Genomic DNA, 16,327 nt, shown 5'->3' with positions numbered 1-16,327 from the left:
GGCATGGGAACGTTACGCGGAAGTGGCCAGGGCGCCAGCCCAGCCCGCTCTACTTGCGCTTCTGCCGTCGGGCCTCGATGCTCAAGTGACGGGCAAGATAGTCGAGGATCAGTCTCCGTTCGGAAGCTTCCAACTCTTCCATCTCCTGTTCCTCGACCATCCAGTCAAGCACCTCGTCCCAATCGCCGCGCGACAGGCCCTGTTGAGCGACGAGCCTGAGGGAGTGACAGGCGCCGCAATAGATCTCGACCTCTTCCCGCCCGGCGTCAGGCGGGAAGCCGAGCGCCGCAAGCTCGTCGGTCTCGGAACCGGCCGCGTCGAGAACCGAGACAAATGGCAGGGACGCGAGCGGGATCGACGCGGCCAACAACGTCAAGCGAAACCACGCGGTCATGACAGGTCCGGTGTCTTGTCGTCGGCCGTCAGGCGGTTACCCCTCGCAGCCCTCGGCCGGCTTCGGAGACCCTTCGAAGCCGCTCGCCTATACCGATCGTACGGCAATCCGGTGCATGGAATTGTTGAGGTATCCCTTCGGGTTCCAGGCAATGGCATGCGGCTGGGAGACTCCCTTGTCGCTGGTCGCCCGGGCCCAGACCTCATAGTAGCCCTTTTGCGGCAGGGCCAGCTCGGCACGGAAGGTTTGCCACGCATAGGGGTTGGCAGGCTCGCTCAGATCGGTCTGCATCCAGGTTGCGCCGAAATCGATCGACAGATCGACCCGCTCGACCCTGTCATCGCCGGCCCAGGCGTGGCCCCGCACGGCGATCTTGCCATCCGACGTCTCCTGCCCCGTCACGGGCGAAGTTATCAGAGACTTCACCGGCATCGCGTTGATGATGACAAAGTCCTTCTTGTCGACCTTCTCGCCGGCTTCGACCGGCCGGTTGGGCACGCGGTAGGACGTGCCGGTCATCTTCGGGCCATCATGGACCTGATCGCGAAGCCAAATTCGCGTCAGCCACTTCTGCGAGCACGACCCGGGCCAGCCCGGCACCACCAGACGAAGAGGCGCACCGTTCATGGGATGGATCGGCCCGCCATTCTGCTGGAAGGCAATGAGATTGTGAGGGTTCATCGCCTTCTCGATCGGAACGCCGCGGGAAATGGGCAGCTTGCCTTCCTCACCGGAGAGATGCGTATCGGCGCCGACATGGGCGGTGTAGACGACGTTGTCCTTCACACCCGCGGCCTTGAGCACGTCCGCGAGGCGCACGCCGGTCCAATTCGAACAGGCGACCGCACCAAGCGTCCACTGATTACCCTTGGCCGGCGGGTCGAAGAAAGACCGACCGTTGCCACCGCACTCGATGGTCAAGGCCTCCGTTACGGTCTCGAATCTGTCCCTCAGTTCAGCGATGGACAGCTTCATCGGCTTTTCGACCAGCCCGTCGATGGTCAGACTCCAGGTCTCCGGGTTCATGTCTTCAGGAGGCACGCCGTTGTTGCGGATAAAGTGGCGCGACACCGGAGTGATATCGTCATCCAGCAAGTGCGGCGGCGTTTCGGCGTTGAGCGGCCGATCGTTGAGCAGGGTCAGACCGTCTTTGCCTTTGATCTTGGAGGAATCCGCCAAGGCCACGGGAATGAAGCCCGCGGGCATGTTGGCGGCGAAAGGAATCGTGGCGCCGACCATCGCGCACATCGTCGTGAGCCCGGCACCCCGAAGAAAGCCACGTCGATCCGGCTTTGCCTCCCGCCCGAACAGCAGCCTATCCGCCCGATCAGGATCCTCATCATAGAGCTCGAACAATCCCAACTGGTGCTTGTCACCCATCGCGTAGATTCCCTCTGCTTGTGATCAAGGCCCAAGGCCCCGAGATATCACGATATCTCGGGGCAAGAACATGGTTGCCATCTCCGCCAGGATGCCGACCGATCGTCATGTTAGGCAAGCGCTCAAGGAAAAATATCCTGATCTCTGTCTGCGCCCGCCCTCAATCGGCCTATTGTTGGTTCTTGGCCCAATTGAGAAAGGCCTGGAAGAGCGCATCTTGATCCTGCGGACTGCTCGGACGGATATAATTCGATTCGGCCAGAAATCGCTCGAAGCTGCTGCGGAGATTCGCCAGGGGCGGGGCAGAGGCCGGAGTATTCTTGTCCAACCAATCCTGAGCCGGCTTGAACCGCTTCCAGCCGGGGAGCGAGGCCGCCAAATTGACATCCCGCCACTTCGGATGCCGCACCGGATCCTGGAACTTGGCAAAATTGGAGAAGAACTCGGCCACGAAGCGTTCGAGCTTCTTGTACCTCTCGCTCTCTGGCGCCCAGTTGTAGACCGCGAGAACTTCGCCCACGGCGATCGTATCCACCGCCTGCCCTTCGGCGACGAGGTTGGGATAGTCCTCGTGGGTCAGCTTGGACGGCAGGTAGGTCTCGGCAAGGGCCGGCAAGAAGGGGACGTTCAGGAAATGCAGACCGTCTCCGGGCTCGACATTGAGCATGGAGTCGGCAGGCTTGCCGGTCACCACAAAGGCCGCCGCGATTTCGCCCGTCCTGATTTTCTGGATCGCCACATCTCGCTCGAGATTCAGCCGAACCGGGACGATGCCCATGGCATCGAAGACGTTCTGAGCCGTGAAGGCGGCACCGCGCCCCTTGACATCGAAGCTGACGGGCTTGCCATTCAGATCTTGTATTTTCTCGATACCCCGCCCGGCGATGAGGTGAAGCTCGCTGTTGTATAGCTTCGTCACATAGCGAACCTTGTTGTCGATATTCGGGTGAATTCTGTTGCGTTTCACGTAGGCCAGCACGTCCGACTGCAAGATACTCAGGTCGATGCCCTTGAGGTACATGACGTCGGCAATGCCCTGGAGCGACCCATGCCCGATGACCGGCAGCACGCGCAAATCGCCCATATCGTTCAGGACCCGTGCCATATCTGATGCGATCGCCGTACAGGTGCAGCCCAGGCCCTTGGTGATGATCCGAACCGTTCCACCGTTGGCGTATCGCTTCCATTCGACGTCACCGACAGGATAGTCGTCCGGGTTGGCAGCCGCGGCCGCGCCGCCCAAGGTGAAAGACATCGCCAGAGCGGCTATGAAGCAACGAATACTGCGCTGAAAGGTTGAAGAGACTAGCATCTGGATGACCCTATTTTCAGATCTCGCCCTATTTGAAAGCCACATCACACGGGTGTGACTTGACATTTGTGATCTCGGCCGCCGTCAGAGCAAACGATATCAACCTGCCCACAGTGATACAAGCAGCGGTTGCCGCTGTTCGAGAACATAAATGTGACAAATTAGCCTATTTAGAATAGGCACTAAGCCATGGCCGGGCAGATCTGGGCCCAAGCGGGGGAAGCCCGCGACGGAAGACGTTTCACTTGGACCTGGGCGATCTGCGGCACGAATACATCCGCGCCGAAGATCGGGATCAGCGAGGCCGGAGGCGTGGCTAATGGCGCGCGCCGAGGGCCAGCGGCCGCTCTCGTTCCTGACAACGCCGGCGCCGGAAGCCAAGCCGGCAGGTCAACGGGCCGACTTGTCCGCCTCTGCTGGAGCGGGACGACATGAAGCCGATCCGGCTTCATGTCTGAATTCCGCTTTCTTTCAGAGGGTTAGAGCACAATTCGGACAGGAGGTCGGTTCGACCTCATGTCATCGTGCGCCAGCGCCATCCGCAGGAAGCCGTCGTACAGCCGGCGAGCGTTCTTGGCGAAGGCCGGCATCAGGGGCCGGGCCGCCGCGTCCATGCGGGCCAGGGCGCCCGCGCCCTGGACCTTGTCGAGGGCGGCCGCGTAGGCGGGGATCTCGCCCCAGTTGGCGATGGTGTCGGCTTCCAGCTCGACATGGTACTGGATGCCGTAGGCATACTGTCCTATCCGCAGGGCCTGGTGCCGGCAGGCCGCTGAGCTCGCCAGGGTGACGCTGCCCTCTGGCGGCTCCACCACCTGGACAGAATGCCACTGCAGGCACTCTGCGACCGGATCCAACGCCGCGAAGAGCGGATCGGCCCGGCCTTCCTCGGTCAGCGCGACCTCCAGAATTCCGACCTCGGGCGGGTTCAGCCAGTCGCAGCGCCCGCCGAGCGCGTCGGCGAGCAGCTGATGGCCGAGGCAGATCCCCAAGAAGGGCTTGCGTCGGACCTGCACCCATTCGCGGATCGCCGTCTTCTCGGCCCGGAGCCACGGATTCTCGTCCTCGTCCCAAACGTCCATCGGGCCGCCCATGACCCAGAGCGCGTCGTAGGCCTCGAGGTCGGGGATCGCCTCGCCGGCGTCGAGCTCGACCGGATCCCAGGCGATGCCGTCCTCGGCCAGGAACTTGCGGAAGATCCCGGGATGCTCGCAGGCAATGTGTTGAAAGACCAGAAGCCGCATGATCCCTCCTTCGCCACCGCGCCAGGCGCCCAGCTTGGCCGGCCTCGCCCAAGCCACCAAGGGCTTTCGGCCTCGCGCATGGCAGCGCTGCGCGGGGCGTGGGCAGCGAAGCGTTGGCTTGGCCGACCCTGATGGCTAGGAAGAGGACATGTGTCGATCCTCGACCGACGATCTGGCGCAGCGCCTCGAGCGCATCCCGCGGGTCGGCCTCGCCCATCTGCCGACGCCGCTGGAGCCGCTTCCGCGCCTCACCGCCCACCTCGGCGGTCCGCGACTCTGGGTCAAGCGCGAGGACTGCAGCGGCCTGGGCTTCGGCGGCAACAAGCTGCGCAAGCTGGACTACGTCCTCAGCCAGGCCCTCGCCCAAGGCGCCGACACCCTGGTCTCCGGCGGCGTGGCGCAGTCGAACAGCCAGCGCCAGGTGGCGGCGGCCGCCGCCAAGCTCGGCCTCGCCTGCCACCTCGTCGTCTACGAGGGCCGGGTGACGCCGCCTTCGCCCGACTACCACCGCTCGGGCAACGCCCTGCTCAACCGGCTCTTCGGCGCCGAGATCGAGACCCTGACCTGGACCGGCGACCGCAACACGGCCATCGAGTCCCGCGCCGAAGCGCTCCGGGCGCAGGGGCGCAAGCCCTTCGTCGTGCCCTACGGGGTTTCCAACGCCCGCGGGGCGCTGGCCTATGCCTCGACGGTCGTCGAGATCGCACGGCAGAGCGCCGAGGCCGGCTTCACGCCCAGCGCCATCGTGCACTGCTCCGGCAGCGGCGGCACCCAGGCCGGCTTGGTGCTGGGCGCCCGGGCGGCCCTGCCGGAGACCCGCGTCCTCGGCATCGACATCGACGCCGAGCCGGACCGGGTCGAGGCCGACGTCCTGCGCTACGCCGAGGCGGCTGCGGAGCTTCTGCAAATCCCCTTCGAAGCCGACGACGTCGAGGTCCTGGCCGGCCACGCCGGGCCGGCCTACGGCGTGCCCCAGGCCGCGACCCTGGAAGCGATCGAGCTCGCCGCCCGGCTGGAGGCCCTGGTCCTGGACCCGGTCTATTCCGGCAAGGGTCTGGCCGGCCTCATCGCCCTGGTGCGCGACGGCCGCTGGAAAGCCAACGAGGAGGTCGTTTTCCTTCACAGCGGCGGCGAGCCGGCGCTCTTCGCCTACCGGGAGGCTCTGGGGCTGTAGCCAGTCGGGACCGCTCGGCTCCGCCGGTCAATCGGCGCGGTAGATGAAATAGCGCCCGGGCGCGACGCCGGAGGGCAGCTCGAGCGGGACCAGGCCCTCCGCCACAGCCTCGGCTTGGGCCAGGGCGATGCCGCCCGGGCGCAGCAGCTTCGGGAAGTGGGCCGCGATATCGCGGATCACCTCCGGCGCGAGGTCGACGTGGAGCAGCGGGATCGTCCCAGCGAAGCGCTCGACGGCCTGGAGCAGGGTCTCGGTGATCTCGCCCAGGAAGATGTGGTCCTCGTCGGGGATGCAGTCCGGATGAGCCGCGATCTGCCGGTCGAAGACGTAGATCTCGCGCCCCGGCAAGTGCTCCTGGATGTGGCTGTAGGTGCGGCCGTTGCCGAGCCCCAGCTCCAGCACCGGGCCGGGCAGCTCGGACATCAGCTCCGCCGCCCGTTCGATGCACGCGCACTGCGCCAGGCAGCGGCGGATATGACTCTCCAGGCGGCTCATGCTTATGTCCCGACCTCCCCTTGCGCGCCCGCCAGCGCGGCGCGACATGCGGGCGGCAGCATGGGCAGGGCGACCTACCCCGTCAAGGCGAAGCGGTCGCGAGCCCTCGTTCGACGCTACCCGAGCTTCGGCTCCCAGCCGCGCAGCTCGGCGGCGGCTTCGATCACGTCGCCGATCGTTGGAAAGGTGCCGGGGTTGACCATCAACTCTCGGGCCAGGGTCAGGGCGCGGGCCTCGCAGCGGGCGCGGAGCGCCGGGTCCTCGATCCATTCAAGGTCGATGTTGTGGGCCAGGCCGACGATCCGTCGGATCATCTTGGCGGCGCCGAAGCCCAGGGTGTCGCGGTAGAGCCGGTCGAGGTAGGCCTTGCGCTCCTGGTCGAGGCGCGCCGCGCCGAGCGAACCCTGGAACAGCGCGGCCGGATAGCCGTCGCCGGTCGCCGCCTCACTGCGCCAGAGGGCCAGGAACTTGGCACGGAAGCTGTCCCAGAAGCCCACCGTCGTCTCCAGCACCCAGGCGCGGTAATCGTCCCGCGCCCCTGGCCGTTCCTCGTGCCCATCCTGAGCGAAGTAGTTGAGCAGCAGGTTGGCGACCAGGGCGCCGGTGTCGAAGCCCATCGGCCCCATGAAGGCGAACTCCGGATCGATCACCCGGGTGTCCTCCTCGGTCACCATGATCGAGCCGGTGTGCAGGTCGCCGTGAATCAAGGCCTGGGAGTCGCCGAGGAAGCGCAGCTTGAGCCGCGAGATCGCGACCTTGAGGTCGCCGTCCTCGCGCAGCCTTGCCGCATAGGGATCGAGCTGCGGGCTGGTCCAGCGGTTGTTATCGGCCACCATGTAGGGCTCGGTGAAGATCAGGTCCTCGGTGATCTTGCAGAGCGCGCTGTTGCCGGCGAAGGCCGCGACCAGATCCTTCTTTGCCGCGGCGCCCAGCGCGAGGTCGCTGCTGTGGAACAGGGTCTGCGCCGCGAAGGTCGTGATGTGTTCGACGAACCTGGGATAGACCCTGCCGGCGATCATGCCACGGCGCAGGATGATGTGCGGCTCCAGCAGCTCCATGGCGATCAGGGCCAGGGTCTCGTCGTAGTGCCGGATCGCCGGTACCAGCCCGGGCGCGAAACGCGCCTCGTGGCTCAGGGCCAGATGCTCGTAGTGCGCGCGCGACAGCGGCAAGGGCCAGCTCTCGCCGACCAGGCGCACGTAGGGCAGCGCCTGCTTGACCGCCAGGCCGCCGGCGGGACCGCGCACCTTGAAGACCAGGTTGAGGTTGCCGTCGCCGACCTCCTCGACCGTCCAGCCCGCCGGATCGCCGCCCAAAGACCCGCGCAGCCCGTCGATCCCCGCCAGGTAAGCGCGCAAGCTCTCCGCGTCGTGCGGCCTGTAGCCCTCGGGCACCTCCAGCTCGGCCTTCATGGAACCCCTCCCTCTCGGCCCGCAACACGCGGGTCATGCGCTTCCTTGTCGCTTCCCCGCTTTATCTTCGGCGCGGCGGCCGCTGTCCAGGACGTCGGTCGCTGCAACGCAACAACGAAAACGTTTGCGCAATCGTTTGCGCGAACCCTATCCTCACCCTGCCGGCCGCGCAGACACAACAAGGCCGGACACGAGGGAGGACCTGGTGCCGAGGCCGAAGTCTCCGGCGCGGCCGCGCAGCCCTTCGGGTGCGACGACGGCCGCTGGCGACATGAAGCGCAGCCGCAGTCGCCGCGCAGGACAGGCCACGATCACGATCAAGGATGTCGCGCAGGCCGCCGGCGTTTCGGTGACGACCGTCTCCCACGTCCTGAACGCCACCCGCCACGTCGCGCCGCGGACCAGCGCAAGGGTGCGCAGCGTTATCGCCGAACTCGGCTTCCGCCCTTCCGCCGTGGCCCGGGCCCTGAAGGCCGACCGGACCCGCAGCATCGGCATGCTGGTCACCTCCTCCACCAACCCCTTCTTCGCCGAGGTGATCCGCGGCGTCGAGGAAGGCTGCTTCGCCCGCGGCTACAGCTTGATCCTCTGCAACACCGGCGACGTCAGCGAGCGCCTGGAATCCTACCTGGCGACCCTGGTCGCCAAGCGCATCGACGGCCTGGCGGTCATGACCACCAACCTGGACCGGCGCTTCTTCCATCGCCTGGGCGCCCGGCGCCCCTTGCCGGTGGTCGCCATCGACACCCTGAACGTGCCGGACACGACCATCGTCAACGACGACTCCGAGGCCGGCGGGCGGCTGGCCGGACGCTACCTCGTGCAGCGCGGCTTCCGCCGCCTGGCGGTCATCGCCGGGATGGAGGACCATCCGCGCAGCCGCGAGCGCCTGGCCGGCTTTCGCGCTGCGCTGGCCGAGGCCGGCCTGACCCTGGACCCGGCTCTGGTCTTGCCCTCCGACCTGACCGTCGGCGGCGGCTTCGCGGCGATGGGAGCCCTGCTGGACCGCACCCGGGACGATCCGCCCGAGGCGGTCTTCTGCCTGAACGACCTGCTGGCGGTCGGCGGGCTCTGCGCCCTGGACAAGCGCGGCCTCAGCGTGCCCGACGACATCTCGATCATCGGCTACGACGACATCGAGCTGGCGGCCTACACCGTGCCGCCCCTGACCACGGTGCGGCAGCCGGCGGCGGAGATCGGCCACCGTGCGGCAGAACTTCTGATCGCACAGATCGAAAGCGGCGCCGCTGTGGACAGCGTCGCCCTGCCTCCGGTCCTGATCGAGCGCGAGTCGGTCGGTGTGGCGGCGCGGCTCGAGCGGAGGAAGCGCGCATGACCCCGCCCGCGGAAACCTCGGCCATCCTGCGCGGCGATCCCGCGACCTATCCGGGCTGGTTCGACGCGCGGCGCCGAGCCCGACCCCTGATCGTGTCCCGTTGGGTGCCGATCATCCTGGTCGGCATCCCGGTGCTCGCCCTCTTCGCCATCGTCGTCTATCCGACGGTCTGGATGTTCTACCACTCGCTGCGGGACACCAACATCTCGAGCCTCTTCTCCGGCAACCACGCCTACATCGGCATGGAGAACTACGCCACGGTGGTGAACTCCGAGCGCTTCCAGGATTCCCTGGTCCACCTCGTTCAGTACCTCGGCTTCGGCGCCTGCCTGCAGGTCCTGCTCGGCGTGGTCCTGGCCTTGACGCTCTACGAGTGCGTCAAGTCGAACCTCTGGCGCACGGTGATCCTGATCCTGCTGATTCTGCCGATGATGCTGCCGCCCTCCATCGTCGGCGTCCTCTGGCGCTTCCTGCTGACGCCCTCCAACGGCGCGATCAACCAGGCACTGCTGAACCTGGGCCTGATCTCGGAACACATCGAGTGGTTCAACGCCGGCGTCTCGCTGTGGTCGATCATCCTGGCCGACATCTGGAACTGGACCGCCCTGCCGCTGCTGATCGTCTACTCCGGCCGGGTCTCCTTGCCGCCGGCGGTCTACGAGGCGGCGCGGGTCGACGGCGCCGGCCAGTGGAAGGTTCTGCGCCACATCACCCTGCCGATGCTGAAGGAGGTCATCGCCATCGCCTTCATCCTGCGCTTCACCGACGCCTTCAAGTTCGTCGACCTGGTCTACGTCATGACCTCGGGCGGGCCGGCACAGTCCTCGGAGCTGCCGACTTACATCGCCTTCCAGCGTGGCATCCGGGAGTTCGCCATCGGCGAAGCGGCGGCCTACGCCATCATCATCTTCGCCATCTCGGCGGTCCTCATCATCCTCTTCCTGAAGTACATGAAGCGGGTGATGAAGGCCCAGGGCATCGCCTGAGGCGCGGCATGGCGAGCCTCGACGCAGCACCCGCCCAGGCCAGCGCCCCCGATCGACGCTGGCGCTTCGTGCGCCTGTTGTTCCTCGCCTTCCTGGGGCTGTGGCTGCTGTTCACGCTCTTTCCCTTCTATTTCATGGCCATCACGGCTCTCAAGTCGGCGGCCGAAACCAACCTGACGGTGCCGACCTTCTGGCCGCAGGAGTGGTTTCCGAGCAACTTCGCCGGGGTCTTCGCCGAGCCGACCAACTTCGACGCCCTGGTCGACAGCTTCGTGATCGCGACCGGCAACACCCTGCTGGCGCTCTTCCTCGGCACCCTGGCCGGCTACGCCTTCGCGCGCTTCCCGCGCCAGGCCGGCGGCGAGAACCTGGCCTTCTGGATCCTGTCCAACCGCATGTTCCCGCCAGTCGCCGTGCTGGTGCCGATGTTCTTCCTCTTCGACAATACGCCCTGGGGCACCGACAGCGCAGTCTCACTGATCATCCTCTACCTGGTCTTCAACCTGCCGCTGGCGACCTGGCTGATGATGGTCTTCTTCCGCGATGCGCCGCGCGAGCTGGAAGAGGCCGCCTACCTCGACGGCTGGACGCCCTTCCAGGCCTTCGCGCGCATCACCCTGCCGCTGGTCCTGCCGGGCATGATCTCGGTCGCCATGCTGTGCTGGATCTTCGCCTGGAACGAATACCTCTTCGCCAACCTCTTCGTCGGCTCCGAGGTGCGCACCTACACCATCGTGATTCCGACCTTCACCCACGGCTCGCAGACCCTGTGGAACCTGCAGATGGCCTTCTCGCTGATCGCCATGATCCCGCCGGTGACCCTGTTCATCCTGCTGCGCCGCTACATGGTGCGCGGCCTTTCCCTCGGCGTCGTGAAGGGCTAGGCATCATGGCACGGCTTCAGGTCGAGGGACTCTGCAAGGGCTGGGACTTCCCGGTCATCGACGACCTGAGCTTCACCGTCGAGGAGGGCGAGTTCTTCGTCATCATCGGCCCTTCGGGCATCGGCAAGACGACCTTGCTGCGCCTGATCGCCGGGCTGGAGACCCCAGACCGCGGCCGGATCCTGGCCGGCGAGCGGGACATCACGCGGCTGCCGCCCTACCGCCGGCGGGTCGCCATGACCTTCGAGTCCTACGCACTCTATCCCCACAAGACGGTCTACGAGAACATCGCCAGCCCCTTGAAGGCCCGGCGCGAGAGCAAGGCCGTCATCGAGCAGCGCGTGACCGACATCGCCAAGCTGCTGCGCATCGACCAGCTGCTGAACCGCCGGCCGGGCGAGGTTTCGGGCGGGCAGAAGCAGCGCACGGCGCTGGGCCGGACGCTCGTGGCCGATCCCGAGGTTTTCCTCCTGGACGAACCGATCAGTCACCTCGACGCCAAGATCCGCCACGAGCTCCGGACCCAGTTCCACACCCTGGAGGATCTGCGCAGGGTCGCGACGGTCTACGTCACCCACGACTACGCCGAGGCGCTGTCCCTGGGCGACCGCATCGGGGTCATGGGCAACGGCGGGCGCCTGGTCCAGACCGGCGCGCCCCACGATCTCTTCGAACGCCCGGCCAACCTTTTCGTCGCCGAGCACCTGGGCCAGCCGACGATCAACGTCATCCCGGCGCGCCTCACCAGCGAGGACCAGGCGCTGGTCCTGCAGGCCGAGGATGGCAACCTCCGCTTCCGCGTGCCCGAGCCGCAGCGCGCCAAGCTGGAGGCGCGCAACACCGCCGAAGTCACCCTGGGGCTCAGGCCGCAGCACATCCGCCCAGCGGACGAGCTGGCCAACGGCGTCACCATCGACGCCCGGGTTGACATCTTCGAGGCCCTGGGCTCGACCGGCATCATGCTCGCCGAGTCCGGCGGTGTGAAGCTGACCGCCCTGACCAGCCCGGAGCGGCACTTTGCCCACGGCGAGGCGGTCGCGCTCTCGGTCGATGACCGGGCCTTCCACTACTTCGATCCGGCCTCGGGCCGCAACCTGATGGAGTGAGCGCCGTGGCCAACGTCTCGCTCCGCAAGGTGAACAAGATCTACGGCTCGGGCGCCGGCGCGGTGCACGCGGTCCAGGATCTCGACCTGGAGATCGAGAACGGCGAGTTCGTCGCCCTGCTCGGGCCCTCGGGCTGCGGCAAGACCTCGACTTTGCGGATGATCGTCGGATTGGAGGCCATCACCTCGGGCGAGATCTACTTCGGCGAGCGGCGCGTCTCCGACCTCGATCCGCAGGAACGCAATGTCGCCATGGCCTTCGAGACCTACGCCCTCTACCCGAACTTCACGGTCGAGCGGAACCTGACCTTCCCCCTGGAGGTGCGCGGCGTTCCCGAGGCCGAGCGCAAGCGCAAGGCGGCACAGATCGCCGAGCTGCTGCGGATCACCGCGATCCTGGAGGAGCTGCCCGGCGCGCTGTCCGGCGGCCAGCAGCAGCGAGTCTCCCTCGGCCGGGCGCTGATTCGGGAACCCTCGGTCTTCATCCTCGACGAGGTCATGAGCCATCTCGACGCGCATCTGAAGTTCCAAATGCTCTTCGACCTCAAGCGCCTGCACCAGGAGCTCGGCCGGACCATGGTCTACGTGACCCACGACCAGGTCGAGGCCCTGGCCCTGGCCGACCGGGTGGCGGTGATGTCGAACGCCCGCCTGCAGCAGGTCGGCGACCGCAACACGCTCTACAACCGGCCGGCCAACGTGTTCGTCGCCGACTTCATCGGCGAGCCGCCCACCAACTTCTTCCGGGCCGAGGCCCGGGCCGATGGCGAAGGGCTGGCGCTGCAGGTCGAGGGCAGCGAGCTTGTTCTCGCCCTGCCGCCGAAGCGCGCCGCCGCCTTGAACGGGAACGCGGGCGGCCGCTTCATCGTCGGCCTGCGTCCGCAGAATCTGACTCTCTCGGCGGCCGAGAAACCGCTGGCGGCCGAGGTCCTGATCAACGAGTACCTGGGAGAGCGCGCCATCCTGACACTGCGGAACGGCGCGACCCAGTTCCGCGCCCTGGTGCCGCCGGACACCGGACTGAAACGCGGCGACCCGGTAGAGCTCGGCTACGACCCGCGCGATGTCATGATCTTCGATGCGGAGACCGAGGCGCTGCTCGGCTGAGATGGCGATAGCGCCCAAGACGACCGGCTTCGGCCGGCGAGATTGAGGACGGAGTCCCAACGGGAGGTGGACATGGGTTTTCTGAGTGGTTGGACACGACGCAGGTTCCTGAAGGGCGTGGCGGCGGGTGCCGGCGCCGCGGCCCTGGGCGGCGCCCTTCCAGGCCGGATGGCCTACGGCGCGCAGGCGGTGCCGCCGGGAAAGAAGCTCTTCAAGGACGTCAAGCTGAAGTACTTCCAGGATTCGAACTGGCTGCACGCGCCGATGTGGCTTTCCGACCTGCTGATGGAGGAGGCCGGTGTCGGCATCGAGTCGCGCGAGAACTATGACGGCGGCGATGCCGTGGCCAAGATCCTGCCGCAGTTGCTGTCGCGCAAGCCGCGCTTCGACTTCGTGCAGTATCCCTCGCTGTTCTTCGGGGCCTTCGCCGAGACCGGCCAGCTGGAGCCGCTGGACGACTATCTGGCCCAATACGAGGGCAGCCAGGACTATCTGGACTGGGTCATGCCGGCCTACCGCGAGTTCTACACCAAGTGGAGCGGCAAGACCTACGGCGTGATGCTGGACGGCGACATCCACATCCTGCACTACCGCAAGAGCTACTTCGAGAACGCCGAGCTGCAGAAGAAGTTCTCCCAGCGCTTCCAGCAGAACCTGGAAGTGCCCAAGACCTGGGAGGACTTCCTCAAGACCACTCAGTTCTTCACCGAGGAGCTCAAGGGCCAGGGCGTCTACGGCACCTCGATGGTGGTCAACCCGCCGAACTTCGGCTGGGGCTTCTGGATGGACATCGCGGCTTCGGCCGGCGTCAATTACTTTGACGCCAACATGAACCCGACCATCAACCAGGGCAAGGCGGCCGAATCCCTCGACATCTACCGCGAGATCATCAAGTTCGGCCCGCCGGGGGCCGAGGCCATGGACATCGGCACGACCATCCAGCGCTGGCAGTCGGGCTCCGATGTCATGAGCGTCTGGTGGATCGATCTCGCCGAGTTCACGGTCCAGCAGCAGGGCGTCGAGAAGGCCGAGGACCAGCGCGGCGCCATCGTGCCGGGCTGGAAGAACGACGACGGCTCGATCACCAACCGGGCCATTTCGCTGTGGTGCCGCACGGCCTCGATCCCCAAGAACCTGCCCCAGGACGTCAAGGATGCGGCCTTCTACTTCATCTACCGCATGTCGCATCCCGACTATTCGAACAACATCGTCGCCGACCCCTTCTGCGGCTCCGATCCCTTCGGCAAGAGCCACTACGGCGACGCCGCGGCCAAGCTCTACCTGGAGGCCAACCCGCAGCGCGGCACCTCGGACCTCTGGCCGACCAACGACGGCATCTTCAAGAACTTCGACACCGCGAAGAACCACCTGGATGCCGGCCTGGCCAACGTCGAGGTGGGCTATCCCCAGTTCTTCTGGGAGGGCGCGCCGGAGTACGCCGACGCCCTGGGCCGCAACATCTCCAAGGCGATCTCGGGCGAGCTGACCTCGCAGCAGGCGCTCGACGAGGCGGCCGAGGAATGGGTCAAGATCGTCCAGAAGCTGGGCATCGACAAGCAGAAGGCCCAGTACAAGAACTTCATCGATGGCGCCCGCGCCCTCGGCTACAAGATCTGACGCCTACGGCGCCGCGGGGTAGGCCTCGCGGCGCCGTTTGCTTTTGCATCAGACGTAAAGGGTCAGGCCCGAGCTGGACAGCATCGCACCAACCGTCGCCCCTTCTCGCTGTCACCCTCGGGCTTGACCCGAGGGTCCAGAGACGACGGACACCGAGGAGGCCTTGGATTGCCGGGTCAAGCCCGGCAATGACAGCAGTGAGTGAGAGCAGTCACTTTGGCGGTTGGGTTCTCGGCCCTAAAGGAGAGGCAAGGAATGAAGAAGATCCTCAACGATCCAGCCGACTACGTCGACGAAATGCTGGATGGCCTGGTCGCGGCGCATCCTGAGATCTACGCACAGCCGGAGCCGCGGGTAATCGCGCGTGCCGGGGGAGCTAAGGCCGGCAAGGTCGGCATCGTCACCGGCGGCGGCTCGGGCCACCTGCCCGTCTTCACCGGCTACGTCGGGACCGGCCTGCTCGATGCCGCGGCCATCGGTGACGTCTTCGCCTCGCCCTCGGCCGAGCAGATGGCCGCCGCGATGCGCCTGGCCCACGGCGGCGTCGGCATCCTGCGGCTCTACGGCAACTACGGCGGCGACGTCATGAACTTCGACATGGCCGGCGAGATGGTCGAGCTGGAGGACGACATCGAGGCGACGACCGTCCTACTGGCCGACGACATCGTCTCGGCGCCGCCCGAGGAGGCGGAGAAGCGCCGCGGCGTGGCCGGCATGGTCTACGCCTTCAAGACCGCCGGCGCCCTGGCCGAGGAGATGGCCAGCCTGGAAGAGGTCACCCGGGTCGCGCAGAAGACCGCCGACGCCTGCCGCTCCATCGGCATGGCGCTGACCCCCTGCACCGTGCCCCAGGCCGGCAAGCCGACCTTCGAGCTTGGACCCGGCGAGATGGAAATGGGCATGGGCATCCACGGCGAGCCCGGGATCTGGCGCGACGCCCTCAAGCCGGCCGATGCCATCGTCGACGAGATGATGGACCGTCTGCTGGCCGACCGGCCATTGGTCGCCGGGGACAAGGTCTCGATCCTGGTCAACTCGCTGGGCGCCACGCCGCCGGAGGAGCTTTACATCATGTATCGCCGGGCCAGGTCGCGTCTCACCGACGTTGGCGCCGCGATCGTCATGCCGCTGGTCGGGCGCTACGCCACCTCCATGGAGATGACCGGCGCGACCCTGACGCTCTGCCGGCTCGACGACGAGCTGGAGCGGTTGCTCAAGGCGCCCTGCCACTGCGGCTTCTGGACCGTCACCTGACGGTCGGAATCATGGGCTTTACCTGCGAGCATTTGCGCCGCGCCGCGGCGGCCATCGCGGACAAGGCCGAGGCCGCGGCCGAAGAGCTGAACGGCCAGGACGCCAAGCTGGGCGACGGCGACCTCGGGATCACCGTCTCCAAGGGCTGGCGCGAGGTGGCGAATGATGCGGCGGAGTTGCCCGAGGACCTGGGCCAGGCTTTCCTCGCCTGCGCCAAGGCCTTTCAGCGGGTCTCCTCTTCGTCCTTTGGCACCCTGGTGGCCACGGCCTTGATGAGCGCGGCCAAGGCCACCAAGGGCCGGCGCGAAGCCGAATGGCACGAGGTCTCGGGCCTGCTCGCCAGCGCCCGTGACGCCATGATCGCCCGCGGGCGCGGCAGCCTGGGCGACAAGAGCCTGCTCGATGCCGTCGACGCGGTCGCAGCGGCGACGCAAGGCCTGGACAGTCCGACCGAAATCCTGGCCGCCGCTGACCGCGCCACCGGCGAGGCCCTCGACAGCTTCCGGGATCGGCCGAACAAGCTGGGCCGGGCACGCATGTTCGGCGAGAAATCGATCGGCCTCGACGACCCGGGCATGCTGGCCTTCCGGCGCCTCTTGGATGGCCTGACCCGGCCGGACGATTAGAAGG

15 protein-coding genes are annotated in these 16,327 nt (G+C 66.6%); 9 read left to right on the top strand and 6 right to left on the bottom strand.

Annotated elements, in window-relative coordinates:
- Nucleotides 1-49 precede the first annotated feature (49 nt).
- From QNJ30_07225 to QNJ30_07210, 4 genes are all read right to left on the bottom strand, one after another.
- Nucleotides 50-394, bottom strand: coding sequence for a hypothetical protein (locus QNJ30_07225; GenBank protein MDJ0943237.1), 345 nt, complete (start codon nt 392-394; stop codon nt 50-52).
- An 87-nt stretch (nt 395-481) separates the two neighbouring features.
- Nucleotides 482-1,774 (bottom strand): sulfite oxidase, encoded by a 1,293-nt coding sequence (locus QNJ30_07220; protein ID MDJ0943236.1) that lies wholly within the window; start codon nt 1,772-1,774, stop codon nt 482-484.
- Nucleotides 1,775-1,943: 169 nt separating this feature from the next.
- Entirely contained in the window at nt 1,944-3,029 is a 1,086-nt protein-coding gene (locus tag QNJ30_07215; protein ID MDJ0943235.1) for a TAXI family TRAP transporter solute-binding subunit, read from the bottom strand.
- A 536-nt stretch (nt 3,030-3,565) separates the two neighbouring features.
- The gene (locus QNJ30_07210; GenBank protein ID MDJ0943234.1) at nt 3,566-4,327 is read right to left on the bottom strand and encodes a type 1 glutamine amidotransferase; all 762 of its coding nucleotides are present in this window, start codon (nt 4,325-4,327) and stop codon (nt 3,566-3,568) included.
- A gap of 148 nt (nt 4,328-4,475) precedes the next feature.
- Here QNJ30_07210 and QNJ30_07205 point away from each other — a divergent pair, with 148 nt between their 5' ends.
- Nucleotides 4,476-5,501 carry a D-cysteine desulfhydrase family protein gene (locus QNJ30_07205; GenBank protein MDJ0943233.1) on the top strand — a complete coding sequence of 342 codons (1,026 nt, stop codon included), beginning with the start codon at nt 4,476-4,478 and terminating at the stop codon, nt 5,499-5,501.
- A gap of 27 nt (nt 5,502-5,528) precedes the next feature.
- Here the strand turns inward: QNJ30_07205 and QNJ30_07200 are convergent, their stop codons facing one another.
- Entirely contained in the window at nt 5,529-5,996 is a 468-nt protein-coding gene (locus QNJ30_07200; protein ID MDJ0943232.1) for a class I SAM-dependent methyltransferase, read from the bottom strand.
- 116 nt (nt 5,997-6,112) lie between these two features.
- Complete coding sequence (mtnK, locus tag QNJ30_07195; GenBank protein ID MDJ0943231.1) at nt 6,113-7,408, bottom strand: S-methyl-5-thioribose kinase; 1,296 nt, start codon at nt 7,406-7,408, stop codon at nt 6,113-6,115.
- A 205-nt stretch (nt 7,409-7,613) separates the two neighbouring features.
- Here mtnK and QNJ30_07190 point away from each other — a divergent pair, with 205 nt between their 5' ends.
- The 8 genes from QNJ30_07190 (at nt 7,614) to QNJ30_07155 (ending at nt 16,323) form a co-directional block, all read left to right on the top strand.
- Nucleotides 7,614-8,744, top strand: a complete 1,131-nt coding sequence (locus QNJ30_07190; protein ID MDJ0943230.1) for a LacI family DNA-binding transcriptional regulator — start codon at nt 7,614-7,616, stop codon at nt 8,742-8,744.
- Nucleotides 8,741-9,730, top strand: coding sequence for a sugar ABC transporter permease (locus QNJ30_07185; GenBank protein ID MDJ0943229.1), 990 nt, complete (start codon nt 8,741-8,743; stop codon nt 9,728-9,730). Before QNJ30_07190 ends, QNJ30_07185 begins: the two co-directional genes overlap by 4 nt.
- 8 nt (nt 9,731-9,738) lie before the next feature.
- Nucleotides 9,739-10,614, top strand: coding sequence for a carbohydrate ABC transporter permease (locus QNJ30_07180; GenBank protein ID MDJ0943228.1), 876 nt, complete (start codon nt 9,739-9,741; stop codon nt 10,612-10,614).
- Between the two features lie 5 nt (nt 10,615-10,619).
- Nucleotides 10,620-11,720 (top strand): ABC transporter ATP-binding protein, encoded by a 1,101-nt coding sequence (locus tag QNJ30_07175; protein ID MDJ0943227.1) that lies wholly within the window; start codon nt 10,620-10,622, stop codon nt 11,718-11,720.
- 5 nt (nt 11,721-11,725) lie between these two features.
- Nucleotides 11,726-12,826 (top strand): ABC transporter ATP-binding protein, encoded by a 1,101-nt coding sequence (locus QNJ30_07170; protein ID MDJ0943226.1) that lies wholly within the window; start codon nt 11,726-11,728, stop codon nt 12,824-12,826.
- Between the two features lie 72 nt (nt 12,827-12,898).
- Complete coding sequence (locus tag QNJ30_07165) at nt 12,899-14,443, top strand: extracellular solute-binding protein (protein ID MDJ0943225.1); 1,545 nt, start codon at nt 12,899-12,901, stop codon at nt 14,441-14,443.
- 255 nt (nt 14,444-14,698) lie between these two features.
- Entirely contained in the window at nt 14,699-15,697 is a 999-nt protein-coding gene (locus tag QNJ30_07160; protein ID MDJ0943224.1) for a dihydroxyacetone kinase subunit DhaK, read from the top strand.
- 11 nt (nt 15,698-15,708) lie between these two features.
- A complete protein-coding gene (locus QNJ30_07155; GenBank protein ID MDJ0943223.1) occupies nt 15,709-16,323 on the top strand; it encodes a dihydroxyacetone kinase subunit L in 615 nt (204 codons plus the stop codon).
- The last annotated feature ends 4 nt before the right edge of the window (nt 16,324-16,327 follow it).

It is taken from the genome of Kiloniellales bacterium, assembly GCA_030066685.1.
Lineage (GTDB): Bacteria > Pseudomonadota > Alphaproteobacteria > Kiloniellales > JAKSBE01 > JAKSBE01.
Note: the sequence above shows the minus strand (reverse complement) of the source record. Positions and strands in the feature narration are given on the sequence as shown.